Source organism: Modestobacter sp. SSW1-42 (genome assembly GCF_046635825.1).
Classification (GTDB): Bacteria; Actinomycetota; Actinomycetes; order Mycobacteriales; family Geodermatophilaceae; genus Modestobacter.
In genome coordinates, this window is sequence record NZ_JBISCA010000004.1 from 196,243 (window position 1) to 218,967 (window position 22,725).

Sequence of the window (22,725 nt, forward strand, 5' to 3'; positions counted from 1 at the left end):
TTGCACAGGGCGGCTGAGGAGACGCAGCCCGGCGCGGCCGCGCACGTGCAGCCGGCCGCGGCCGCGCAGGACACGCACGTCGAGGCGGAGCAGGCCCGGGAGGTGCGGCGCAGCTTCGCGCTGCGGATGGCCGTCGCCGTCCTGGGGTTGCTCGCCACGCTGCTCACCTCGGTGCTGGCCGTCCGCACCCTGGACGCACGCTCGGCCACCGGTTTCCTGGCCATCCTCGGCGCGCTCATGCTCGGGCCGCTGTTCGGCCGGCTCGGCCTGGGGCAGAACGCCATCCGGACGATCGCCGCGGCCACCACCCCGGCCGAGGTGTCCGCCCAGGTGCTCGCCCACCTGCGGGCGGTGGCGCTGCTCAGCCTGGTCACCGCCCCGTTCGTGGCGTGGGTGGCGACCGTGGTCGTGCAGGAGGACCGCGCGCTGGTCGTCGGGCTCGTCGTCGCGATGATCCTGCTGGAGGCGCTCCGGCTCACCGTCAGCGACGTCCACGCCGCGCTCGGCCGCATCACCTGGTCGGTCGCGGCCACCCACCACAGCCGGTCGATCCTCGCGCTGCTGGTGATGGGCGTCGTCGTCCTGGTGCAGGGCGGGGACACCACGCTGGTCACGCTGCTCGGCGTCTACGCCGCGACGTCGCTGGTGCTGCTCGCCGTCACGTCCGTGCGCCTGCCGCTGCGCGACCGGGAGCGGGGTGCCCGCTGGTGGGCGCCGATGCTCGTCGCGGTCGCCGCCGGCGCGTGGCTGGCCACCGTCGAGCTCGGCGCCTTCCTCGTCGGCCGCGGCAACGTCTGGATCGCCGGCTGGGTCCTGCCCACCGACCAGGCGCTGCTCTTCTCCACCGCCAGCGTGCTGGCCATGCAGGTCACCGTGCTGGAGGGGCTGGCCAACATCGCGCTCACCCCCGTGGCCGCACGGCTCTGGGCCGCCGGCCAGCGCGACCGGGTGTTCGCCCTGCTGTCGGCCAGCGCCACCGTGTCGACGACGATCACCCTGGTGCTCTCGGCGGCCACCTGGCTGCTCGCCCCCCAGGTGCTGAGCATCTACGGCGAGGGGCTCGACGACGCCGCCCCCTACCTGGCGATCATGGCCACCGGGGCGCTGGGCATGTCGCTGTTCGGCTCCTGCGCGGTGCTCCTCGTGGTCACCGGCAACGGGCGCATCGCGGCCGGCTCGGTCACCGTCGCCACGCTCATCACCGTGCCCGGCGCCATCCTGGCCGCGCAACTGGGCGGTCCGCTGGCGCTGTCGATCGCCAGCGCCGCGGCCATGGTGGTCCTGTTCGGCTCGTACACGATCGCCTGCCGCCGGGCGTTCGGCCGGGTGCCGCTGCCCGGCTTCCACCTGCGCCGCAGCCTGCTGGTGCTGGCCGGCCGCGGTCCCGCCGCCGGCCCGGACGCCACCGGCCCGGACGACGCCCGCACCACCGACCTCGACACCGCAGCCGCCACCGACGCCGGCGTCATCACCGGCAGCCCCGCCGGCCCCGGCCTGGAGTCGCCGCGATGAGCCTCCTGACCAGCGTCCGTGCCGAGAAGGTGCGGGCCGTCGACCTCGGCGGCAAGCCCGGTGGCGTCTGGTGGCTCTCACCGCTGGGCCTCATCGGCCTGATCGCGCTGCCCACCACGTGGCTCAGCCTGGCCATCGCCGACGAGCGCTACCGCGCGCTGTGGAAGACCCCGAAGTCGATCGACCTGGAGTGGACCCTGTGGTTCACCCTCGGGCTGCTGCTCTTCATGGGTGGCGCCCTCCTCCCGCAGCTGCGCGGGGTGCGGCACGTCCCGCAGTGGCCGGGGCTCAGCACCGGTGACGTGCGGGTCCTCGAGCGCTCCGCGACCGTGCTGTTCCGGCTCACCATCGTCGGCTACGTCGCCTTCCTCGTCGCCGGCGCCCGCGCCGGCCTGGACCCGGTGCTGCTGTTCAACTCCCTGGTCAACCAGGAGCTGTACGGCCTGGGCATCCGCGACCAGCTCGGCACCGTGCCCGGCGTCACGACGATGACCCAGTTCGGCGTCGCCTTCGTCGTGGTCACCGGCGTGCTGATGATCGTCAACGGCCGGCAGCGCCGCTACGTCCGCCGGATCGCCATCGTGTTCCTGCTGGCGCTGGTGCGGGCCTTCTTCGTCACCGAGCGGCTCGCCCTGCTCGAGCTGATCGTCCCGCTGCTGGTGCTCGGGGTGGCCGGGATGTCCCGGACGACGCGCGGCGCACGGCGCGCGTCCTTCCTGCCGCTCGTGCTGCTGCCGGTCGTCGTCCTGATCTTCGCCGCCTTCGAGTACTCGCGCAGCTGGGTGTTCTACAAGGCGCAGGGCGGGCAGTCGTTCCCGACGTTCATCGTCGAGCGGTTCGCCGGCTACTACGTGACCGCGTACAACAACGGGGCCATCCGGCTGCTGCACGGTGAGGACGCCGGGCTGCCCTACGACCTGTGGTCGGCCTTCTGGACCGCCCCGGGCATCGGCAACCTGGACCTGTTCGAGCGGCTCACCGGGGTCGACGCCGACGCCTCCTACACGATGTCGCTGACCCAGTTCGGCAACCCCGAGTTCAACAACTACGGCGGCGTGGCCAGCCCGTTCGTCGACCTGGGCATCATGGGCGGGCTGCTGTTCTTCCTCCTCGCCGGGATGCTCAGCGGGGTGCTCTACCGCTCGCTGCGCGAGGCGCGGATCTGGGGCCTGCTGCTCTACCCGCTCTTCGTGCTCACGATGATGGAGATCCCGCGGTACTTCTACATCGGCCAGGGGCGGGCGACCCCCGGCCTGCTGGCCCTGGTGGTGGTGGCCCTGCTGGTCAACCGCTCGAGACGACGCCGAACCGGAGCCCAGGTCTGATGCCCTCCCCGCTGCGCTACCTCCTGGTCGGCACGCACGTGCCGGCGTCCGGCCAGGGCGGTGGCATGGTCCGCTACGTCATGGAGATGGCCCGCGGTCTCGCCGCCCGGGACGACGTCGAGCTGCACGTGCTCGCCGGTGCGGGGGCCGAGGCCGCGTTCACCGGCCTGGTCACCCCCGACCGCGTGCACACGCTGCCCGGCCGCGGCCCGCTGGTCTCCGCCGTCGAGCGGCTCGCTGGCGCCCGCGTCGGCGGCCGGATGGACGTCGTCCACGGCACCAAGCACCTGCTGCCCCGCGGCGTGCCCGGCGTCGGGGTGCTCACCGTGCACGACATGCTCGCCCTCGACCGCCCGCACGACTTCGGGCTGGCCAAGCGGGTGCTCGTGCGCGCCCCGTACCTCGCCTCGCTGCGTGCCGCCGACGCCCTCGTGTGCGTCAGCGCCGCGACCCGCGACCGGGTCACCAGCTACCTGCCCTCGGTGGCGTCCCGCACCACCGTCGTCCACCACCCCGACGGCTCCTCGCTGACCTCCGTGGCCGCCGAGGAGGTGCCCGAGCTCGCCGGCCGGCCGTTCGCGCTGGTCGTGGGCGACCCCTCGCCGCGCAAGAACGTCGGCCTGGTCGTCGACGCCTGGGCCGCGGTGCGCGCCGCGGTGCCCGACGCCGTGCTGGTCGTCGTCGGCCCCGACAGCTGGGGCCCCACCGACCGGGGCGCGGCGTTCAGTGCCATGGCCGCCGAGGGCGCCGTCGCCGCGATGGGCCACGTGTCCGACCCCCGGCTGCGCTGGCTGTACGAGCACGCCCGGGTCGTGCTGTGCCCCAGTCTCGCCGAGGGCTTCGGGCTGCCGGCCGCCGAGGGGCTCACCTTCGGCGCCCCGGTGCTGACCTCGGAGGACCCGGCCCTGGCCGAGGCCTCCCCGGTCGGCGCCCAGCGGCTGCCCGGCCGCCGTCCCGAGGTGTGGGCGGCCGCGATCACCGAACACCTGCGCCGTCCACGCCCGGACGTCGCCGGCCGGCCCGCCCGGCGGGGCTGGGACGACGTCGTCGAGGAGACCCTGGAGGCGGTGCGGCGTGTCCAGCGCTGACGTGAGCGGGATCCTGTCCACCCCGGTCTACGGGGAGGTGCTGACGGTGCGGCACGTGGCCGCCGGCGCCGAGCTGGCGACCGCCCGCGCGGTCGCGGCCGTGCAGACCGCGGCGGGCTGGTCCAGCACCGCGCACGAGGTCGCCGAGCTGCCCGGCCTCGCCCTGGACGACGTCGACACCGTCGTGCTCTGGGGCGCCGGGGCCGCCGCCGGCCGGGACGTCGTCGCGGGCCGGCGGGCCACCGTCGTCGTCCTCGACGTCGCCGACACCCGCGCGGTGCTCACCCGCCCCGCCCGGTGGACCGCCGAGCTGCGCCGGGCCGCGGGCACCAACCTGCTGCTGGTGCCCGCCGGCCTGGCCGAGCGCTACACCCGCTGGGGGCCGCCCGTGCCGCTGGCGCACCGCCCCGAGGGCCTGCCCGGCGAGGACGCCGTCACGGTGCTGTCGGCGTGGACCGCCCGGGCCTACGCGTTCGGACGCCGTCCGGCCGCGCAGCCCGCGGGCTGACCGGTCACCAGCCGCTGCGGTAGGCGAACGGCGCGCCGTCGTCGACCAGCCCGGTGACCCGGACGGCCGACGGCGTGCTCGTGTAGACCGGCAGGGCCGGCCCGCCGACGAGCGTGAGCCCCGACAGGCTGATCCGGTTCAGGTACGCGCCCGGGTCGGCGAGGACGCCGGCGTTCCAGGTCGCGCTCGTACGGGTGTCGCGGAGCGTGAGGTCCTGCAGCGTGACGTCGCTGGTCTGGGTGCCGACGTTGCCGGAGTAGACCATCAGCGCGCCGTGGTCCTTCTGCACGTTGGCGTTCGCGCCGGTCACCGTGCCGCCGCGGACCAGGACCCGGCGCGAGGGGAAGGTCCAGTACGGGTCGCCCTCGCTGCCGATGTAGACCGCCGCCGCGTCGGTGTCCCGGATCGTGACGTCGGTGTAGCTGATGTCGTCCCCGCCCACCACGGAGATGCCGCGGCCCCAGGTGGTGCCGTTGACCGTGGGCGAGGTGATCTGGATCCGGGCGCTCACCACGCCGTCGGACCGGTAGGACACCACCGCGACGCCGTCGTCCCCGGTGCGGTTGGTGACGGGGGAGACCACCCGGCCGTCGCGCGCCCCGCGGCTCATGTGGATGCCGTCGGCGCGGCTGTCGGACACGGTGACCCGGTCGAGCAGGAAGCGCGCGGCGCCGTCCATGAAGATGCCGGCCGCGGCAGCGCCCTGCACGTGCACGTCGCGCAGGACGACGTCGCTGGCCCAGACCCGGACCTTGTCCTGGGCGGGGGCGTCCCAGCGCCGGGTGGAGGCGGTGAGGCCGAAGGTGACCCCGGTGACCTGGGCCCGCGAGGCGGAGGCGGTGACGTGGAACGCCGACCGGGCCTCGTTGGTGGCCAGGAGCGTGGCGCCGGTGCCGGCGATGGCGACGTCGGGCCGGGTCAGGCGCAGCACGTCGGAGTGCAGGTAGGTCGCCCCGGCGCGCAGCTGCAGGACGCTGTTGGCCGGCACGCTGTCCAGGGCCTTCTGCAGCGCCGCGGTGTCGTCGCGGACGCCGTCGCCGGCGGCCCCGAACCTCTCGACGGGCACGAGGGGCCGGGTGGCGTACACCGAGGCCGCCATCGGTTGGGCGGGCGGGGCCGGCAGCGTTGCCGTGCCGATGGCGGTGGCGGCCGGGGCCTTGGTCGTCGTCGTCGTCGCTGCGGCGGGCTGGGGGGCCGGCTTCGCGGCGGTGGACGCGCTCACCGAGGCCGGGGCGGTGCTCGTGGAGGCCGTGACAGTGCTCGTGGAGGCCGTGGCGGTGGTGGCGGCGGCGCGGGGGGCCGGGGAAGCCGGCGCCGAGGACGCGGCCGTGGTCGCCCGGGCCGGTGCGGCCGCCGTCGAGCTCTCCGGGAACGCCGTGGAGGACGCGGCGGCCATCGCGCGGGACGTCGTCGGGGCGGCGGCCTGCAGCGCGGCGATGCTCGGCGAGGCGGACAGCAGGTCATGCGCCGGGGCCTCCGGCTCCCGGACGCCCTGGACGGACAGCACGCCGGCGGCGGTGAGGCACACGGCGACCGTGGCGCCCAGAACCGCCACCCGGCGGCTGCGACCGCGGGGCGCCCGCCCGTCAGCGTCGGTCCCGGCGTGCTGGCGTGAGGTCATCGGATCTCCAGGGGCAGTGCGCGCGGCGGAGAGCTGTGCCGGCGGTGCGTCGGGGTGGCGCGGTCCCGTCCCGGTCGGCGCGAGGCGCCCCGGTCCGGTCGACCGCGGAGGAGCCGACAACGCTGTGCGGCGTCCCCTCGCACCCAGGATGGATGGCGCACGGAGACAGCCCGTGAACGACGCGCTACCGTCCGAACACGGTTGGCTCACTCGTCCCAGGGGCCGCAACAGCCCCTCGTGCAGGCTCCTCGGTCTCTCCATCGGCAGCCCGGACGCACTGCTCGACCACTGGTGCGGAAAGAACCCGATCCGTGTCCTCCTCCAGCGAAGGCCGTCCTCCCGCAGCGACGTACGTGCGGGAGGACGGCCTTCGATCAGGTCACCTGGTCCACGCTCGCGACGGCGGTGCGCCCCGGGTCACCAGCCGCCCTGGTCGGGCACCGCGGTGCCGTCGTCCTCGAGCCCGGCGAGCCGCACCGCGGCGGGCTCGTTCGTGTAGAACGGCGCGGTCGCGCCGTCGCTCATCCGGAACCCCTCGAAGGTCACCCGCTCCACCCCGGCGGCGGGGTCGGCCAGGACGCCGACGTCCCACGGCGAGTCGGCGCGGGTGCCGGCGATGGTCAGGCCGCGGACGGTGACGTCGCTGGTGGTGGTGTCGGCGTTGCCGGCGTAGACCAGGACGGCGCCGTGGTCCTTGTCGGCGTTGGTGTTCGCGCCGGTGACGGTGCCGCCCTCGACGAGCACACCGACCGAGGGGTAGGTGAAGTAGGGGTCGCCCTCGCTGCCGACGTAGATGCCGGCCGCATCGGTGTCGCGCACCGTCACGTCGCGGTAGGTGATGTCGTTGCCGCCCACCACGGACACGCCCCGGCCCCACGTCGTCCCGTTCACGGTGGGGGACTCGATGGTGATCCGCTCGGAGGGGCCGCCGTCCTTCACGTACGACACGACCGCGACGCCGTCGTCGCCGGTGCCGGTGGTGACCGGGGAGATCACCTGGCCGTCGTGGGCCTGGTCGGTGATGTGGATGCCGTCGGCCCGGCTGTCGGTCACGGTCACGTGGTCGAGCACGAACTCGCCCGCGCCGTCGGTGACCGCGATGCCGGCGCCGCCGGCGCCCAGCACGTGCACGTCCCGCAGGACGGCGGAGTCGGCGGCGACCCAGACCATCGTGGACTCGAAGGGGTCCCACCGCTGCGTGATGGTCGGTGTGGTGAGGGTGAGTCCGGTGACCGTGACGTCGTCGGCGACGACCTTCAGCGCGGAGGCGGTCTCGTCGGCGGCCTGCAGCGTCGCGCCCGTGCCCTCGATCGTCAGGCCGGGGGTGTCCACGGTCAGGACCTGCGAGTAGAGGTAGGTGGCGCCGGCGGGGAGGACCAGGGTGCCCCCCTCGGGCGCGGCGTCCAGCGCCTGCTGCAGGGCCGCGCCGTCGTCGGTGACCCCGTCACCCACCGCCCCGGAGTCCGCCACCGAGACCTCCTGGTCGCCGCGACCGGTGAGGGCCAGCACCCCGACCAGGACGGCGATGGCCACGGCGACGGCACCCAGGACGAGCCCGAGCCGGCCGCGTCCGGATCGACCGCCCGGGCCCTCGCTCGTCGCACCGGCGCCCGCTCGGATCGGTGGCGGCCTCCCGGCGTCGGTGCCCGTGGTGGCCATCGCCAGCCGCACGACGCCGGCGACGGCGTCCCGCCCTGCGCCGCACGGTCGGGGGAGGCGCCACCCAGGGGTGACGGCGGGTGCCGGCGGGCCGGCGGGCAGCAAGGTCATCCGGGCTCCATGAGGTTCAGCAGCGCAGTGGCGGTGGTCTCGTGGGAGGTGGCCGCGGCGAACCGGGTGGAGGCAACGGTACGGCCGGTCGCGGCCTCGTGGGCGGCCAGCGTCGGGTCGAGCAGCCGCGCGGTGAGCTCCCGGGCGAGCCCGGCGACGTCGAACGGCGGCACCGCGGTGCCCGATCCGCCCAGGTAGGTGCCGATGCCGGCGACGTCGAAGGCGACGACGCTGCGCTCGCTCGCCATCGCCTCCATGGCCACCAGCGGCAGTCCCGCCTCCCACCGCGAGGGGACCGCGACGACGTCGGCGGCGGCGTACCACTCGGCGAGTCGCTCGCCGGGCACGAAGGACACCGACCCGTCGGCCTGTGCGCGCAGCTCGGCCTCGTCGGGCCCGCCGCCGACCAGCGCGAGCCGGGCGTCGGGTACCGCGCGGCGGACCGCCGGCCACGCCTCGAGCAGCAGGTCCTGACCCTTCTGCCGCGCGAGCCGGCCCACGCAGACGACGGTGGGTGCCCTGGTGGCGGTCATGCCCAGAGCGCTGCGGGCGGCCGCCCGGTCGCGGGGTGCCCAGGCCTGCGGGTCGATGCCGTTGGGGATCACGACCGCCCGGCCGGTGATGCCCGAGGCCGCGCCGGTGGCCCGCTCGGCCTCGCTGACGTTGATCGTGAGGTCCGTCCAGCGCTGCGCGGTGCGCTCCCACAGCCGGGTCGCCGTCTGCACCCGGCCGGTCACCGCCTCGAAGGACCACGCATGGGGCTGGAAGACGGTGGGCCGGCTGCCGCGCACGGCCAGCCGCCCGGTCAGCCCGGCCTTGGCGCTGTGCAGGTGCAGGACCTGGGGGTCTGCCCGCGCCACCAGGCGCCGCAGGGCCAGGGTCTCACCGGGGACCGAGGGCCCGGGGCTGCGGCTGGCCGTCCACGGCAGCAGGCGCGCGCCGGACTCCCGCACGGTCTCGGCGAGCCACCCTCGGTCGGGGCAGGCGACGAGCACGTCCCACCCCCGGGCGCTCTGGTCCCGTACGAGACCGGCCACCACCCTGGCCACGCCGGCCTCCACCGGCTGGCTCACGTGCAGTACCCGCGGTGCGCGCCGCTGTCCGTCCACGACTCCAGGATGTACACCGATCGGGCGAACCTAGAAACGGGATCCATATCAGGACTCCGGTGACTCATGTCACCGGACCCCCGAAATCTCCGATCAACGTCCCGAACCGCCCCCTCCGGCGCCGCGTGCCGTCACTCTGAGTAGTTGATCTTACGCGAAGCGGTGAATCGAGCGGTGAGCGTGGTGAGCCGTGGCGACAGGAGGGCGACTGTCGTCCTCACGTCCGACCAGGCGAGCGAGCCCAGTTCTCCGCTACGTTCTGGCTGGTCGGTCGAACAAAGGCGTTCCCGGCGACGACAGGCCGCTGCTCAGACGCGGTCTCCGCCGAGCACAACCGGGGGCTACACAGTGTCACTGCTCGATTCCGACCGCGAGGTCGTCACGCGTCTGGCTGACGTGCAGACGCGACGTCGCTTCTGGTCCGCCTCCCGCCTGCGCGGCGAGGGCACCGTGGCCCGCCGTGCCTGGCGGCGCACCTACGTCCGCCGCATCGTCCTCGGTGACGCGCTCGTCGCCGTCGTCGCGGCGCTGGTCGGCCGGCTCCTGCCCGACTACGGCCCGCTCGCGGTCACCGGCTCGCTGTGGCCGGTCATCGCGATGCCGCTGGTCTGGGTCGCGGCCATGGCCGTCGCCCGCACCTACGAGGAGCGGTTCCTCTGGGTCGGCCCCGAGGAGTTCCGCCGGGTCTTCACCGCCTCGGTGCTGCTGCTCGCCGCGGTCGGCACCATCTCCTGGGCCTTCAAGCTCGAGGTCGCCCGCTCCTTCGTCGTGGTCGCCCTGCCGCTCGCCGCGGTGCTGACCCTGGCCCAGCGCATCGCCCAGCGGGTGTGGCTGCACCGCCAGCGGGCGCACGGCCGCTTCCAGCAGACCGCGATCCTGGTCGGGCACCGCAACGGCACCGCCGAGCTGCACGCCCAGCTCGACCGCCAGGCCCGCCACGGTCTGCGCGTCATCGGCGTCTGCCTGCCCGCTCCCGAGCCCGCCGGTGCGGTGTTCGACGGCCTGCCCGTGCTCGGCAGCTTCACCGACATCGCCGACGTCGTCCGCCGCTACGAGGTCGACACCGTCGCGGTCCTGCCCTCTCCCGAGCTCGACGGTGCCGCGCTGCGCCGCCTCGGCTGGGACCTCGAGACCACCGAGGCCGAGCTGCTGCTCGCCCCGGCCGTCACCGAGTTCGCCGGCCCCCGGGTCGCCATCCGGCCGGTCAACGGCCTGCCGCTGCTGCACCTGGAGCGCCCCGAGTTCCGCGGTCTGCGCCGCGTGACCAAGGACGTCTTCGACCGCACCGTCGCCCTGGTCGCCGTCATCGTGCTGCTGCCGGTCCTGCTGGGCCTGGCCCTCGCGGTCAAGGCCACCAGCCGCGGGCCGGTGTTCTTCATGCACGAGCGCATCGGCCGGGCCGGCGTCCCGTTCAAGGTCTTCAAGTTCCGCAGCATGAAGCCCAACTCGGACAAGCTGATCGCCGAGCTCATGGCGCAGAACGAGGGCAACGCCGTCCAGTTCAAGATGAAGCGCGACCCCCGGGTCACCCGCGTGGGCGCCGTGATGCGCCGCTTCTCGCTCGACGAGCTGCCCCAGCTGTTCAACGTCATCCTCGGCACCATGTCCCTGGTGGGCCCGCGGCCGCACGTCACCCGCGAGGTCGAGCAGTACGGCTTCGACATGCGCCGCCGGCTGCTGGTCAAGCCGGGCATCACCGGTCTGTGGCAGGTCAGCGGGCGGTCCAACCTCTCCTGGGACGACTCGGTGCGCATCGACGTCCGCTACGTGGAGAACTGGTCGCTCGCCTTCGACCTGATGATCCTGTGGAAGACCCTGGGCGCGGTCGTCCGCGGCTCCGGCGCCTACTGACCGACCCGCAGGACGGGCGGTCAGCACGTAGCGCAGGGCAGTAGAGCACCACCGTGGCCGCGAGCCACGCAGCAGCAGCGCGGGCGCGTGCCCGCACCGTCCCGGCGGTCCGGTGAGAGTCGGACCGCCGGGTGTACGAACCGGGGCGCGCGCCCCAGGGACGACGGTCGCTCGGCCGGCACCACCCGTCGGCGCACCGCGTCGCGTCCCGCTCTCCCGCTCCGGGTCGGCATCGCTGGTCTGCACAGGGAGCACTTCATGAGCTGGTGGGCGTGGCTGGGGCTGGTGCTCCTGGCCTGGACGCTGCTGGGCGTCGGGTTGTCGCTGTGGCTGGGCCTCGGCATCGGTGAGGCCGACCGCCGCCGCCCCCGCCGCGGCGAGCTCACGCCCGAGGACATCACCGACCCCGGGACGTCGCCGGGGCTGCGCGTCCCCGGCGAGGGCGACCGCCGGCGCCGGGGAGGCGCACCCGGGTGGGCAGCCGTCGGGCGGGGGGCGAGGATGGGCAGCCCCCTCCTCCGACGGAAGACCGGCCGTGACCTCTCCTGACCACGCCACCGCGGCCCAACTGGCCACCGCGGCCGGCGAGCTGCTGCTGCAGGTGCGCGCCCGGCCCCACCCGGACGCCGACGCCCGCAAGGCCGCCGGCGACGGCGAGGCGCACCGCTTCCTCGTCGGGCGGCTCGCGCAGTTGCGGCCCGACGACGCCGTGCTGTCCGAGGAGGGCGCCGACGACCCGGTCCGCCTGGTCAGCGACCGGGTCTGGATCGTCGACCCGCTCGACGGCACCCGCGAGTTCTCCGAGCCCGGCCGCGCCGACTGGGCGGTGCACGTCGCACTGTGGGAGCGCGGTGAGCTGGTCGCCGGTGCCGTGGCGCTGCCGGCCGCGGGCCTGACCCTGGCCACCGACGGCGGCCACCGGGTGCCGGCCGCGGTGGACGGCCCGGTCCGGCTGGCGGTCAGCCGCAGCCGGCCGCCGTCCCTGGTGCAGGCCCTCGCCGGCCGACTGGGTGCCCGGCTGGTGCCGATGGGCTCGGCCGGGGCCAAGGCGATGTCGGTCGTCCGCGGCGAGACCGACGCCTACGTGCACGGCGGTGGTCAGTACGAGTGGGACTCCGCGGCCCCGGTGGCCGTCGCGCGCGCGGCCGGGCTGCACGCCAGCCGGCTCGACGGCTCGGCGCTGCGCTACAACCGGCCCGACCCGTACCTGCCCGACCTGCTCATCTGCCGGCCGGAGCTGGCCGACGGGATGCTGTCAGCCCTCGCCGAGCAGGCGGGCGAGCACCAGCCGGGCTGACTCGTCGACGCTGTTGGACCGCGTGTCGATGGTGATCTCGGCGTCCGTCGGCGCCTCGTAGGGGTCGCTGATGCCGGTGAACTCGGCGATCTCGCCGCGGCGGGCGCGCGCGTAGAGGCCCTTGCGGTCGCGGGCCTCGCACTCCTCCAGCGGCGTGGCCACGTGCACCAGGACGAACGAGCCCGGGCCGGCCTGCTCCTCGACCAGGCGCCGGGCGTCGGTGCGGGTGGCGGCGTAGGGCGCGATCGGCGCGCACACGGCCAGCCCGCCGTGCTTGGCGATCTGCGCGGCGACCCAGCCGATCCGGCGCACGTTGGTGTCCCGGTCGGCCCGGGAGAACCCCAGCCCGGCCGACAGGTGGGTGCGCACGTCGTCGCCGTCGAGCAGGGTCACCGTGCGCCCGGACTCCAGCAGCAGCTCCACCAGCCGGCTCGCGATGGTCGACTTCCCCGCGCCGGACAGCCCGGTGAACATCACCGCCCGCCCCCCGGTGGACGCCGGCGTCGGCGCGACCCGGCTCGCGACCGGTCCGGCGCCGTACGCGGTGGCCAGCTCGGTCCAGCTGACCTCGGGGTCGGCCGCGCTGACCGGCACCGGGACGACGAACAGCTCCACCCCGGGTGCGCGGGAGGCCCACGCCGCCGCGCCCAGCGAGATGACCGCCGAGTCGGGAGCGGTGCCGGCCACCGGCAGCAGCACGAGCAGCTGCGGGGGCAGGCCCGCGGCGTCCTCCGGCGGTGCGCCCACCCAGGCGGCCGGCTGGACCCAGCCGCGCTCCTCGAGCTCGGCCCGGACGGCGGTCGGCGAGCGCCAGCGCGGGATCTCGCGCACGGTCAGGCCGCCGTCGTCCGCGGTGGCGACCAGGACCCCCTCGGCGTCCTCGAGGTCGGTCCGCGGCAGGTCGGGGGCGGCCGCGGAGAGACCGAAGGCGTGCCGGGCCAGGTCGGCGAGCTGGGCGTGCGTCAGCCGGGTGCGGGTCGGCGCCATGGCAGCAGTCTGGCAAGCCCGTCGTCCGGGCGGGGGAGCAGGTGCGGCGGGATCAGGTCACAGCGCGGGGCGGACGACGCCGCAGCGGCAGGCGTAGAGGCTGCTGCCGCTGAACGGGTCGTCGCCGGCACGGCGGAAGCGGTGGAGGTGGACCGTCGGCAGCAGTCGGCGGGCGACCGCGACCGTCGTCGAGTTCGGCACGCCCCCAGGGTGCGGGGAGCGCGGGCCGGGCGGGGCGACGGTGGGCAGACGGAGGGTGAACGGTCGACGACGACTCACCCGTCCGGGGGGTCGCTCGGGGCGGGGGCTCCGCCCACGTGCCGGGCCTACAGGCCGGGGCGCACGACCCCGCAGCGGCAGCGGTACAGCGAGGAGCCGCTGAACGGGTCGTCGCCCGACCGGGTGTAGCGGTGCAGGTGCAGGGCGGTCCCGGCGGTGGCGCCCGGGGCGGCCCCGGCGCCGGTCACCCGCGCGGCGAGGGTTCTGATCACGCGACGATCATGCAGGGCCGGTGGTGGGCGCGGGACGCCGAGGTGCCCGGGAACGCCTCATGTGCCGCATCACTCACCCGGGTGACGCCACCCTGGGGCGCTGTGATCACGCTCGGTCATTCGGCCAGACACACTGGGTCATGAAGCGGGGACCGTGCAGCGCCCGACGCCGGGTGCTCGTGCCGACCGCGGCCGTCGTCCTCGCCGCGCTCGCGGTCACGCTCGAGTTCGTCGGCCACCTGCTGCGGATCACCGGCGCACCCACCACGATCGCCCGCCCGCTGTCGATGGACGCGCCGTTCTCGCCGGCCCGGATGTTCGTCACCGCCCACTTCACCGCCGCCGCCGTGGCCGCCCTCCTCGGCAGCCGCCGCACCCCCGGACGGCGCACGTGGTGGACCGCGGGGGCGGTGCTCGCCGCCGGGATCGCCTCGGTCGAGGCCGGCGGTGAGGTGCACGTGCGGTTCGTGCGCGCGGTCGCCGCGGGCGACCCGGTGTGCGGCCTGCTGATCCCCGCGCCGATCGCGCTGGCCGCCGTGGCCTGGCTGTGGTGGCTCAGCCACGACGAGCGGCGCGACCGCCGGCGCGTCCTGAGCTGCGTGGGCGCCTGCGCCGTCGCCTCGGTGGGGCTGTCGTTCGTCTCGTCGGTGGTGCCGGGCGCGTGGACCGCGACCGCGACCTTCGTCGAGGAGAACGGTGAGGCGCTCACCGGCGTGGACTTCCTCGTCGCCGTCCTGCTCGGCGTCGCACCGCGGCTCGTGCTGGACGGCAGCAGGCCGCTGGTCCGCACCTCCGACGCGCACGACCTCGCCGTCCCGGCCGTACTGCCGGCGCGGGCCGAGGCCGGTTCCTGACCTGCCGGCCCCGCGGGGTCAGCGGCTCGCGGGGCGGCTCTCGGGCAGCTTCACGCGCTGGTGACCGGCCCGCTGGGCGGCGAAACCGGACTGCAGGGCGTCGGCCAGCGCGAGAGCGGGGTCGACCGGGGCGGGCGCGGTGCTCGTCATGGCGGCACGTTAGAGCCGCGGCGCCGTCCCGCACGGGCGACACCCGGTCACTGCACGTTGCGACCTGATGACGGGTGCACTCCTGTCACAGCGGCCGGACGATCGCCCAGCGCGGCGTCCAGCCACGCGTCGGTGCGGCGGTCCCAGGTGCGGTCGGCCGCCCAGCCGACCCGGTCCTCGGCCCAGCCGGCCGGCTCGTCGGCGGCGGCCTGCACGGCCTCGGCCATGGCTGCCGCGCCGTCCACCACGTAGGTGTGCGGCGGGACGTCGCTGGAGTGCTCGAGGTGGCCCGCGGTCGCGACCACCGGCACACCGCGGGAGCAGTAGTCGTAGGTCTTCATCGACGACTGGCCCAGCGCCCGGCTGGCCACGTCGGGGATCAGGCCGACGGCGGCGGCGTCCAGCACCTCGGGGAGCCGGTCGCGCGCGAGCAGCCCGGCGTACCGGAACCGGCCGGGGAACTCGCGCTCCAGCGCCAGGAACCGGTCGGCCGCGGCCTGCGCGCGCAGCGGGAAGACCAGCTGGCCGTGCACGGTGAGCGTCCAGTCCGGCAGGGAGGTGAGCACCGCGCGCACTAGGTCGACGTCGAACCGCTCGGCGATGCTGCCCACGTAGACCGCCGACCGCGGCACCCGCTCGACGGTGCGCGGCGCGGTCAGCAGCGCCTCGTCGGTGCCGTTGGGGACCACGACCGGCGTCCGGCCGGGGAAGAGTTCGGCGAGCACCTGGTTGACCACCACCACCTCGTCGGCCTCGGCGGCGATCCGGCGCAGCTGCTCGCGCAGCCCGCGGGCCTGGGGCAGCAGCCGTGCCCAGTCGTCGGTGCAGTCGAAGACGACCCGGCCACCGACGTCGCGGGCGGCCCGCCACTCCCACGGGAACATGACGACGGTCAGCTCCTCGGACCACCCGGAGCGGCGCAGGAACCGGCGGTACAGGGCCGCGTCGACCCGCTCGGCGACCGGACCGCGCAGCCCCGGCCGCAGGGTCGAGCGCTCGGAGACCTCGATGCCCGGCGCGACCGGGAGGAAGTGGCCGCGCCCGACGTGCCGGGTCCAGTTGCCCGGATCGGTGGTCAGCCGGCGCCAGTCGCTGGGTGCCTGGACGAAGCGCACCGGCAGGCCGCGGCGGACCAGCTGCGCGGCGATCATGTGCTCGCGCCGGATGGCGGGGTTCCACGGGTCCTTGGCCAGGAAGCCGACACCGGGGCGGGGGTCCGACGGGGTGTTCAGCGCAGGCCTCCGGTGGTCACCGCTGCACCCTAGAAGGCGTCGTCGGAGTGTGTCCGGTCAGACTGGTCGCGTGCGTCCGATCGTCGCGTCGTTGCCGGACGCCGTCGTCCTCCGGCTGCCGCTGCGCGCGAAGCGGGCCGTGCTGTACCGCCGCGCGCACGGGCGGTGGCCGGCCCGCCGGCCACGGACGTTCACCGAGAAGGTGAACTGGCGGGTGGTGCACGACCGCCGGCCGCTGATCGGGCAGCTGGGCGACAAGCTGGCGATGAAGGCCTACGCCGCCGACGTGTTCCCGGCCGTGCAGGTGCCGCGCGTGCTGTGGACCGGCACGGACGTCGCGGAGCTGCCCGGCGCCGGGCTGCCGGGGCGCTGGGTGCTCAAGTCCAACCACGGCACCATGCGCGTGCACATCGGCACCGGGGCGCCCGACGTCGCGGAGCTGCGGCGCATCACGGCCGGCTGGCTGGACGAGCCGCTGTTCCGCGACCGCGGCGAGTGGGTCTACAGCCAGGCGCGGCGGCTGCTGCTCGTCGAGGAGTTCATCGGTGAGGACGGCGCCGTGCCGGCCGACCACAAGTTCCTCGTCTTCGGCGGTCGCGTGCGGCTGGTGCAGGTGGACACCGGGCGGTTCGGTGCGCACCGGCGGCGGCTGTACGACCCGGACTGGCGGCCGGTGACGGTCGCCGAGGCGGTGGCGCCCGGGCCGGTCACCCCACCGCCGGCGGCGCTGGCGGAGATGACCAAGGTGGCCGAGGCGCTGGGCGCGGCCTTCGACTTCGTGCGCGTCGACCTCTTCGACGTCGACGGCGCGGTGTGGTTCGGCGAGCTCACGCCCTACCCGGGCGGCGGGTTGGACGCCTTCGACCCCGTGCTCGACGAGCAGCTGGGGCGGTGGTGGCAGCTGCCGCCGCGCTCAGCCGTGCGTGCGGGCCAGCAGGTCGTCGGCTGAGGCGGTGTTGATCACCCGGTCGGCCGGGACGCCGCACTCGACGGCGCGGGTGCAGCCGTTGTCCTGCCAGTCGAGCTGACCGGGGGCGTGCGCGTCGGTGTCGATGGCGAAGTCGCAGCCCAGCTCGACGGCGAGGGTCAGCAGGCGCCGGGGCGGGTCGAGCCGCTCGGGGCGGGAGTTGATCTCCACCGCCGTCCCGTGCTCGACGCAGGCCCGGAAGACGGCGTCGGCGTCGAACTGGCTCTCCGGGCGGGGCTTCTGGCTGCCGTTGCGCTGCCGGCGGCCGATGACCAGTCGGCCGGTGCAGTGCCCGAGGACGTCGGTGTGCGGGTTCTCGACCGCGGCCAGCATGCGCTCGGTCATCTGGGCGCTGGCGGCCCGCAGGTCGGAATGGACGCTGGCGACGACGACGTCCAGGCGGCCCAGCAGCTCGTCGACCTGGTCGAGGGTGCCGTCGACGTTGATGTCGCACTCGATGCCGGTCAGGATCCGGAACGGGGCGAGCTCGGCGTTCAGCTCCGCGACGACGTCGAGCTGCTGCTCCAGCCGCTGGGGGCTCAGCCCGTTGGCGACCGTGAGCCGGGGGGAGTGGTCGGTGAGGGCGAGGTACTCGTGCCCGATCGAGATCGCCGCCTCGGCCATCTCGCGGATCGGGCTGCCGCCGTCGGACCAGTCGGAGTGGGCGTGCAGGTCGCCCTTGAGCGCGGCGCGCAGCGCCGCGGCGCCGTCGGCCAGCGGGGCGAGCTCGGCGTACGTCTCCTCGAGGCCGCGCAGGTAGGCCGGGACCTCACCGCGGTGCGCCTCGACGACGACGGCGGCGGTCTTGTCGCCGATGCCCTTGAGGTCGGTGAGCGTGCGGGTACGGACCCGCCGGTCGAGCTCGGCGTCGTCCAGACCGGCGACCACCGCGGCCGCGGTGCGGAACGCGTTCACCCGGTAGGACGGCTCGCGGGCGCGCTCCAGGAGGAAGGCGATCCTCCGGAGCGCGCCCGCGGGCGGCAGTGGTGCAGTGCTCAGCGGCCGACCTTCTTCACCTGCTTGGCGGCCCTCTTCTGGGCCTTGCTGGCCTTCTTGCTGGCCTTCTCGTAGCTGGCCTCGGCGGCAGCGGCGGCCGCGCTGGCGCTGCGGCGGGCCCACCAGCCGACCGACGGCTTGCCCTCGGTGTCGACGGCGGCGAGCAGCAGGCCGCCGAGCATCGAGGTGTTCTTCAGGAAGTTGCTGGTCTGCCCGAAGCGCTCCTTGGGGTCCTCGTGCTCCCAGAAGCGGTGGCCGGCCAGGGTGGTGGGCACCAGCGAGGTGGCCAGCACGAGGGCGGAGAAGCGGGGGAAACGACCCAGCGCGAACAGGGACCCGGCGCCGACCTGGGCGGCGGCGTTGATCTTGACCCACTGCTCCACGTCGTGGGAGACCTGGACGGGCAGCTGCTTGTCGGCGATCTCGGTGAGCTGCTCCACGATGGGGGCGGCACCGGGCACGCGGCTCTGCGGGTGCCGGAGGGTGTCGATGCCCCCGTAGATGAAGGTGCCGGCGAGCAAGGGCCGGGCGATCCGGCGGACCAACATGGAGAGACCTCTTCCCATCGGTGACGTCAGCAGTGCGGTGCCCTGGCGGGAGCCGGGGCAACCTCCTGATCAGTGACCGTAGTGAGAAGTGACGATCATCGCTGGGCGAGCGTCAGGCGCTGCGGCGGTCGTCCTGGTCGGTTCGTCGGCGTTCGACCTCGAGCGGCGGCTCGAGGACGTGCTCACGGGCGAACCTGCAGGCCTCGTCCTGGTCGGCGCGGCGCATGGCGACACCGAGCACGAGGCCGGCGACGAGGGTGGCGACCAGCCAGACCCCGGCTATGACCAGCAGAGTCGTCACGCGGACCTCATCGGCCTGCGGCCGGTGGTGCTTGAGGGCAGTGGGACGACGGAGGTCAGTGGCTGGGCTGGGTGGCGCGAGCGCCGAGCACGTCGGCGACCGTGAGCTCGGCCGGGAGGCCGGCGAGGTGGTCGGTGAACGGTGCGCGCTCGTCTGCCTGGCGGATGCTCCGCCCGACCACCAGCGCGAGCCCGGCAGAGGCGGTGACCCAGACGGCGGAGATGACGGCGATGACCACGGGTCATGTCTAGTGGCCCAGCATTGCGGTCGGACAGGAGATCGTCCGGCAAGTCCTGCCAAAGTTGCCGCCGCCGGATTGGGCTCCGGGGTGGTCGTCGTACCGAGCAGTGGCCTGCCGGGCGCAGATGTTGCTAGTGTGACTGCTCAGTCGTAGGGGTTGGTGAGGACGGCGCGCGCCTGTCGGACGGTGAAGGTCGTCGGGGCGCCCTCGGTCGTGGTCGTGCCCGGGACGTCGGCCGCGGCGCCGCCGTCGACGGAGAAGGTGCCGCCCCACGTGGTGGTGAGCCCGGCGGTGTACGTGCCCGAGGAGTAGTCGTGGGTGATCGTCTGGTCGGGGTGGGGTGCACCCGGGTCTGTGGTGGTGAGGGTGGTGCCGTCGCCGGTCGTCCAGGTGAAGGACGTCGCCCGGGCCGTGATGGTCACGGCGAAGCCGCGGATGTCGACGGTGAACGTCTGCGTCGTGGGGCTGTCGGTGAAGAAGATGACCGGCAGGCCGACGAGCGCCTCGCCCGGTGGCTGCTGGCGGGTGGTCAGCTGGGGCAGAGGGAGGGTCTGGAAGTAGCGGAACACCTCTTCCGGCGACGGCGGCGGATTGAGGTCGGTGATGTCGACGCAACTAGGGCCTTCGTTCATTATTGGCCCGTATGTCTCGCCTACGACATCCCCTTCCAGGGGAGCCAGCCCGCCAATTTCTCGCCGGTCAGCTTGGGCGATTCGCTCGCTCAAGACGAAGTAGTACGCGACGACACGTCCGGGTATCGGTTCGCACTCGTAGTCACCCGGCTCGCAGGCTCCTTGCCGAGGGTCCGTGTACTCGCAAGGTGTCACGAGGCTGTAGAGAAACTCGGGCGCGGGGTTGACCGTCGCTACTCGAGCGGTGTCGCCAGCGACACCGCTGAGGGCGCTCACCTGTAGGGCGCCAGGCTGAACAGTCACTTCGGGCTTTGGGTCCTCGCATACAACGCCCTCGCACGCATGTGCGGTGCTGTGTGGCCCAAAGATCAGGGCACCAACCAATGCCGCAACGGCGAGCGCCGCTCGCCTACTCGTCATTCGAACGTCAGTTGGGTCATCAGCCATGCTTGCGCCAATGGATCCCACTGCATAGCAGCGGCAGCGCTAAGTCCCGATACGGCGGACTGTCCGCGGCCTTCGACGGGTTGACCGTCCGCTCCGACTATCTCGACCGCGCTTTGGCTGGCAGAAAAGACGAATTCGGCGATAGAGCCTCGGAGGGCCGGTGAACTGAGCTCGCTAGCCGCAATCTGTCCGCCGCGATAAGTCAAACCAGCGGCCGCATTCTCGTCCGCGCGGTCGGCCAAAAAGTCACAGAATGAGCACTGGTTACTCAAGTCGCGAAGCGGTTCCCCATCCCTTGCGCTTTGCCGTGGGATCAACTCAAGGTAGTACTTGAGCGCAGCCGTCGCGGCCTCGGGCGTATTGCGACGCGCCTCGTCGGGCACTGGGAAGTCTGCCGGGCCGAGGGGCTTTAGTGCTTCGCTCGTCGGGGCGGCCGACGATGACACCGGCGGCAGGGTCTCGTTCGTGGTCTCGCCGTCCGAACAGCTCGTGAGCACCGCGATCCCCACGGCCGCCGTTGCGACCGCTCGCCCCCACCGCATCCGTCGTCCTCCTGCGTGTCGCGCGTCCCGAGAGCAACGGACTTTACGCAGCTCAGCGGCCCGCCGCGTCGCCCGAAAGGCCGAACTGTGGACAGTCGAGCCCTGCCCCAGTGCGGGGCAGGGCTCGACTGTCAGCGGGAGCAGTAGACGGTCAGCCGCTCGCGCTTGCGGAAGACGAACTCGGTCGCGAGCTCCCCGGTCTCACCGTCGTAGGCGACCTGCTGCGGCCCGGACAGTGAGCGCACCCGCAGCTCCCGTACCTGGAACTGCGCGTAGGTGCGGCTGTGCTCGCTCACCCCGAACAGTGTGGCCAGCACCGCCCGGGTGCGGCCGAAGCGCAGGTCGGCGCGGAGGTACTGCACGTCCAGCAGTCCGTCCTCCAGCCGCGGGCGCCAGGCCGGCGACAACCCGCGCGGCACGTACACGCCGTTGCCCACGAACAGGATCCACGCCGAGATCCGCCGTCCGTCGACCTCGAGCTCCACCGGTGACCCGTGCCGCAGCACCTGCGCCGCTGCCACGCTCAGCGCGGCCCACTTGCCCAGCCGCCCGGACAGCGCGTCGCGCCGCTCGACCATCTCCGGGTACGACCCGATCGAGGCGGTGTTGAGGAACGGCACCCCGTTGACCTCCGCGACGTCGACCTGCACCGCCGACCCGTGCACCACCGCGGCCGCAGCCTCGCGGGGCGTCGCCACACCGAGGTCGCGGGCGAAGTGGTTGAGCGTCCCGGCCGGCACGACCGCCAGCGGCAGCCCGAACTCCAGCGCCACCGCCGCGGCGGCCGCGACGCTGCCGTCGCCGCCGGCCACGCCCAGCGCCGTCGCCCGACCCGAGCGCGCTGCCTCGCCCAGCAGTTTGCTCACCCCGGCGTCCTCGGTGAGCTCCAGCACCTCGGCCTTCGGCAGCAGCTCGGCGATGTCGGCGGCAGGGGAGTAGTCCTCGCGCCCGGACCGCGGGTTCACCGCGATCACCAGCCCCTCGCCCTCGGGCAGCGCCGGGGCGTTCCACGCCGTCCAGACGCGGGCCGGTTCGGTCGGGCGCACCCGCCACCAGTGCTGCGTCGCCGCGGCCACGGCGCCGCCGACCGCCATGCCGGCCAGCACGTCGCCGGGGTAGTGGACGCCGACGTGCACCCGCGAGTAGCCGACGCCGAGCGCCACCGGCGCGATCAGCGCGCCGGCCAGCGGGCTCTCCAGCGCGACGCCGGTGGCGAAGGCCGCGGCCGACGCCGAGTGCCCGCTGGGGAAGGACAGCGTGTGCGGCGCCCGGCGCAGCGACCGGTCGGCCGACACGTTCGCCAGGTCCGGGCGCACCCGCCCGAAGACCCGCTTGAGGACGACGTTGACCAGGGCGCTGGAGAAGGCCAGCGAACCGAGCCCCCGGACGGCGCCGCGGCGCTGCTGGCCGCGCTGCAGACCGAGCAGCGCGGCGATGACCAGCCACAACGTGCCGTGGTCGGCGAACGTCGACAGCCGCCGCAGCCAGCGGTCGACCCGCGTCGTGGGCAGCCGGCCGACACGCTCCAGCAGTGCGGCGTCCCAGCGACGCGGTGAGGCCATGGGCGGACGCTAGTGGGCCCCGTTCAGGGACCCGGCGCGAGCTCGCTCGTGTCGGGGGGAACGGGGTGTTCTCTCAGGTGCGCTGGCGGGCCCGGTAGGCGGCCACGGTCGAGCGGCTGGAGCAGGTGTTGGAGCAGTACCGGCGGCTGGCGTTGCGCGAGGTGTCGACGTAGACGTTCCCGCAGCCCTCGGCCGAGCAGACCCCGAGCCGCTGCCAGCCGTGCTGCACGACCACCTGCGACAGCCCCATCGCCACGGTCGTCGTCAGCTGCTCGACCGCGCCGGCGTCGGGCCGGGCGTAGTGCAGGTGCAGCTCGCCGTCGTGGTCGGTGGCGTACGGCTTGGGGGAGGCGAGGGCCAGCAGGGCGTTGAGCCGGGCCATCACCTCGTCCTGGCTGGCGGCCAGCGCCACCTCGCGCACCAGCGCCGACGTCTGCCCGACCGCCTCGGCCTCGGGCGCCGACAGCTCCATCGCCGTCCCGTCGGTGAACCACTCGTCGTGGGCCTCGAGGAAGGCGCGCACCCACCCCTCATCGGTCACGTCGACGTTCGCCAGGTCGATCGCCAGCTCGACGGCATTCGACCCGTAGGTGTCATAGTCCATTTGACTCCCTACCCTCGTGCTACCGTCGGGATGATGTAGGGGGTCAACCGGTGTTGGGCCCCTACGATTCCCCGTCTCGACCGTGCTGAA

Annotated in this window: 25 protein-coding genes; 9 read left to right on the forward strand and 16 right to left on the reverse strand. The window is 74.2% G+C overall.

The window, feature by feature from the left end; all coding sequences use genetic code 11:
- Genes ACGBYP_RS15215 through ACGBYP_RS15230 form a run of 4 tightly spaced genes read left to right on the forward strand, consistent with a single transcriptional unit; the run spans window position 1 to window position 4,433 of the window.
- Window positions 1-1,512 carry a lipopolysaccharide biosynthesis protein gene (locus tag ACGBYP_RS15215; RefSeq protein WP_411585468.1) on the forward strand — a complete coding sequence of 504 codons (1,512 nt, stop codon included), beginning with the start codon at window positions 1-3 and terminating at the stop codon, window positions 1,510-1,512.
- Window positions 1,509-2,837: an O-antigen polymerase gene (locus ACGBYP_RS15220; protein WP_411585470.1), complete on the forward strand. Its 1,329-nt coding sequence runs from the start codon at window positions 1,509-1,511 to the stop codon at window positions 2,835-2,837. The genes ACGBYP_RS15215 and ACGBYP_RS15220 overlap by 4 nt, the downstream gene beginning before the upstream one ends.
- A complete protein-coding gene (locus tag ACGBYP_RS15225) occupies window positions 2,837-3,925 on the forward strand; it encodes a glycosyltransferase family 4 protein (RefSeq protein WP_411585472.1) in 1,089 nt (362 codons plus the stop codon). The genes ACGBYP_RS15220 and ACGBYP_RS15225 overlap by 1 nt, the downstream gene beginning before the upstream one ends.
- Complete coding sequence (locus ACGBYP_RS15230; protein WP_411585473.1) at window positions 3,912-4,433, forward strand: hypothetical protein; 522 nt, start codon at window positions 3,912-3,914, stop codon at window positions 4,431-4,433. Before ACGBYP_RS15225 ends, ACGBYP_RS15230 begins: the two co-directional genes overlap by 14 nt.
- Window positions 4,434-4,437: 4 nt before the next feature.
- Here the strand turns inward: ACGBYP_RS15230 and ACGBYP_RS15235 are convergent, their stop codons facing one another.
- The 3 genes from ACGBYP_RS15235 to ACGBYP_RS15245 form a co-directional block, all read right to left on the reverse strand.
- Entirely contained in the window at window positions 4,438-6,054 is a 1,617-nt protein-coding gene (locus tag ACGBYP_RS15235) for a glycosyl hydrolase family 28-related protein (protein ID WP_411585475.1), read from the reverse strand.
- Window positions 6,055-6,471: 417 nt separating this feature from the next.
- Entirely contained in the window at window positions 6,472-7,587 is a 1,116-nt protein-coding gene (locus ACGBYP_RS15240; RefSeq protein WP_411585476.1) for a right-handed parallel beta-helix repeat-containing protein, read from the reverse strand.
- Between the two features lie 233 nt (window positions 7,588-7,820).
- A complete protein-coding gene (locus ACGBYP_RS15245; RefSeq protein ID WP_411585477.1) occupies window positions 7,821-8,933 on the reverse strand; it encodes a glycosyltransferase in 1,113 nt (370 codons plus the stop codon).
- A 396-nt stretch (window positions 8,934-9,329) separates the two neighbouring features.
- On the opposite strand from ACGBYP_RS15245, the gene ACGBYP_RS15250 reads away from it, so the two are divergent.
- The 3 genes from ACGBYP_RS15250 to ACGBYP_RS15260 all read left to right on the forward strand — a co-directional run bounded on the left by ACGBYP_RS15250 (window position 9,330) and on the right by ACGBYP_RS15260 (window position 12,081).
- The gene (locus ACGBYP_RS15250) at window positions 9,330-10,784 is read left to right on the forward strand and encodes a sugar transferase (RefSeq protein WP_411585478.1); all 1,455 of its coding nucleotides are present in this window, start codon (window positions 9,330-9,332) and stop codon (window positions 10,782-10,784) included.
- A gap of 258 nt (window positions 10,785-11,042) precedes the next feature.
- Window positions 11,043-11,333, forward strand: a complete 291-nt coding sequence (locus tag ACGBYP_RS15255) for a hypothetical protein (protein WP_411585480.1) — start codon at window positions 11,043-11,045, stop codon at window positions 11,331-11,333.
- Window positions 11,320-12,081: a 3'(2'),5'-bisphosphate nucleotidase CysQ gene (locus ACGBYP_RS15260; RefSeq protein ID WP_411585482.1), complete on the forward strand. Its 762-nt coding sequence runs from the start codon at window positions 11,320-11,322 to the stop codon at window positions 12,079-12,081. Before ACGBYP_RS15255 ends, ACGBYP_RS15260 begins: the two co-directional genes overlap by 14 nt.
- Here the strand turns inward: ACGBYP_RS15260 and cysC are convergent.
- From cysC to ACGBYP_RS15275, 3 genes are all read right to left on the reverse strand, one after another.
- On the reverse strand, window positions 12,040-13,068 hold the full coding sequence (gene cysC, locus ACGBYP_RS15265) for an adenylyl-sulfate kinase (protein WP_411585483.1): 1,029 nt from the start codon (window positions 13,066-13,068) through the stop codon (window positions 12,040-12,042). The two genes, ACGBYP_RS15260 and cysC, sit on opposite strands and share 42 nt — an antisense overlap.
- 57 nt (window positions 13,069-13,125) lie before the next feature.
- Complete coding sequence (locus tag ACGBYP_RS15270) at window positions 13,126-13,269, reverse strand: hypothetical protein (protein WP_411585484.1); 144 nt, start codon at window positions 13,267-13,269, stop codon at window positions 13,126-13,128.
- 125 nt (window positions 13,270-13,394) lie between these two features.
- Window positions 13,395-13,559, reverse strand: a complete 165-nt coding sequence (locus ACGBYP_RS15275) for a hypothetical protein (RefSeq protein ID WP_411585486.1) — start codon at window positions 13,557-13,559, stop codon at window positions 13,395-13,397.
- Between the two features lie 140 nt (window positions 13,560-13,699).
- Here ACGBYP_RS15275 and ACGBYP_RS15280 point away from each other — a divergent pair, with 140 nt between their 5' ends.
- Complete coding sequence (locus ACGBYP_RS15280) at window positions 13,700-14,413, forward strand: hypothetical protein (RefSeq protein WP_411585487.1); 714 nt, start codon at window positions 13,700-13,702, stop codon at window positions 14,411-14,413.
- An 18-nt stretch (window positions 14,414-14,431) separates the two neighbouring features.
- Here the strand turns inward: ACGBYP_RS15280 and ACGBYP_RS15285 are convergent, their stop codons facing one another.
- Window positions 14,432-14,563, reverse strand: a complete 132-nt coding sequence (locus tag ACGBYP_RS15285) for a hypothetical protein (RefSeq protein WP_411585489.1) — start codon at window positions 14,561-14,563, stop codon at window positions 14,432-14,434.
- Between the two features lie 47 nt (window positions 14,564-14,610).
- The gene (locus ACGBYP_RS15290; RefSeq protein WP_411585490.1) at window positions 14,611-15,714 is read right to left on the reverse strand and encodes a hypothetical protein; all 1,104 of its coding nucleotides are present in this window, start codon (window positions 15,712-15,714) and stop codon (window positions 14,611-14,613) included.
- Between the two features lie 151 nt (window positions 15,715-15,865).
- On the opposite strand from ACGBYP_RS15290, the gene ACGBYP_RS15295 reads away from it, so the two are divergent.
- Entirely contained in the window at window positions 15,866-16,744 is an 879-nt protein-coding gene (locus ACGBYP_RS15295; RefSeq protein WP_411585491.1) for an ATP-grasp fold amidoligase family protein, read from the forward strand.
- Here ACGBYP_RS15295 and ACGBYP_RS15300 read toward each other — a convergent pair.
- The 8 genes from ACGBYP_RS15300 to ACGBYP_RS15335 all read right to left on the reverse strand — a co-directional run bounded on the left by ACGBYP_RS15300 (window position 16,709) and on the right by ACGBYP_RS15335 (window position 22,635).
- The gene (locus ACGBYP_RS15300) at window positions 16,709-17,761 is read right to left on the reverse strand and encodes a PHP domain-containing protein (RefSeq protein WP_411586057.1); all 1,053 of its coding nucleotides are present in this window, start codon (window positions 17,759-17,761) and stop codon (window positions 16,709-16,711) included. The genes ACGBYP_RS15295 and ACGBYP_RS15300 overlap by 36 nt on opposite strands.
- Window positions 17,758-18,306, reverse strand: a complete 549-nt coding sequence (locus tag ACGBYP_RS15305) for a DoxX family protein (protein WP_411585493.1) — start codon at window positions 18,304-18,306, stop codon at window positions 17,758-17,760. The genes ACGBYP_RS15300 and ACGBYP_RS15305 overlap by 4 nt, the downstream gene beginning before the upstream one ends.
- Before the next feature lie 112 nt (window positions 18,307-18,418).
- Window positions 18,419-18,607: a hypothetical protein gene (locus tag ACGBYP_RS15310; protein ID WP_411585495.1), complete on the reverse strand. Its 189-nt coding sequence runs from the start codon at window positions 18,605-18,607 to the stop codon at window positions 18,419-18,421.
- Window positions 18,608-18,662: 55 nt separating this feature from the next.
- Window positions 18,663-18,845, reverse strand: a complete 183-nt coding sequence (locus ACGBYP_RS15315; protein ID WP_411585497.1) for a hypothetical protein — start codon at window positions 18,843-18,845, stop codon at window positions 18,663-18,665.
- Window positions 18,846-18,991: 146 nt separating this feature from the next.
- On the reverse strand, window positions 18,992-19,480 hold the full coding sequence (locus ACGBYP_RS15320) for a hypothetical protein (RefSeq protein ID WP_411585498.1): 489 nt from the start codon (window positions 19,478-19,480) through the stop codon (window positions 18,992-18,994).
- A gap of 416 nt (window positions 19,481-19,896) precedes the next feature.
- The gene (locus ACGBYP_RS15325; RefSeq protein WP_411585500.1) at window positions 19,897-20,436 is read right to left on the reverse strand and encodes a hypothetical protein; all 540 of its coding nucleotides are present in this window, start codon (window positions 20,434-20,436) and stop codon (window positions 19,897-19,899) included.
- A 164-nt stretch (window positions 20,437-20,600) separates the two neighbouring features.
- Window positions 20,601-22,031 carry a bifunctional phosphatase PAP2/diacylglycerol kinase family protein gene (locus ACGBYP_RS15330; RefSeq protein WP_411585501.1) on the reverse strand — a complete coding sequence of 477 codons (1,431 nt, stop codon included), beginning with the start codon at window positions 22,029-22,031 and terminating at the stop codon, window positions 20,601-20,603.
- A 73-nt stretch (window positions 22,032-22,104) separates the two neighbouring features.
- Window positions 22,105-22,635 carry a CGNR zinc finger domain-containing protein gene (locus ACGBYP_RS15335; RefSeq protein ID WP_411585503.1) on the reverse strand — a complete coding sequence of 177 codons (531 nt, stop codon included), beginning with the start codon at window positions 22,633-22,635 and terminating at the stop codon, window positions 22,105-22,107.
- Between the last annotated feature and the right edge of the window lie 90 nt (window positions 22,636-22,725).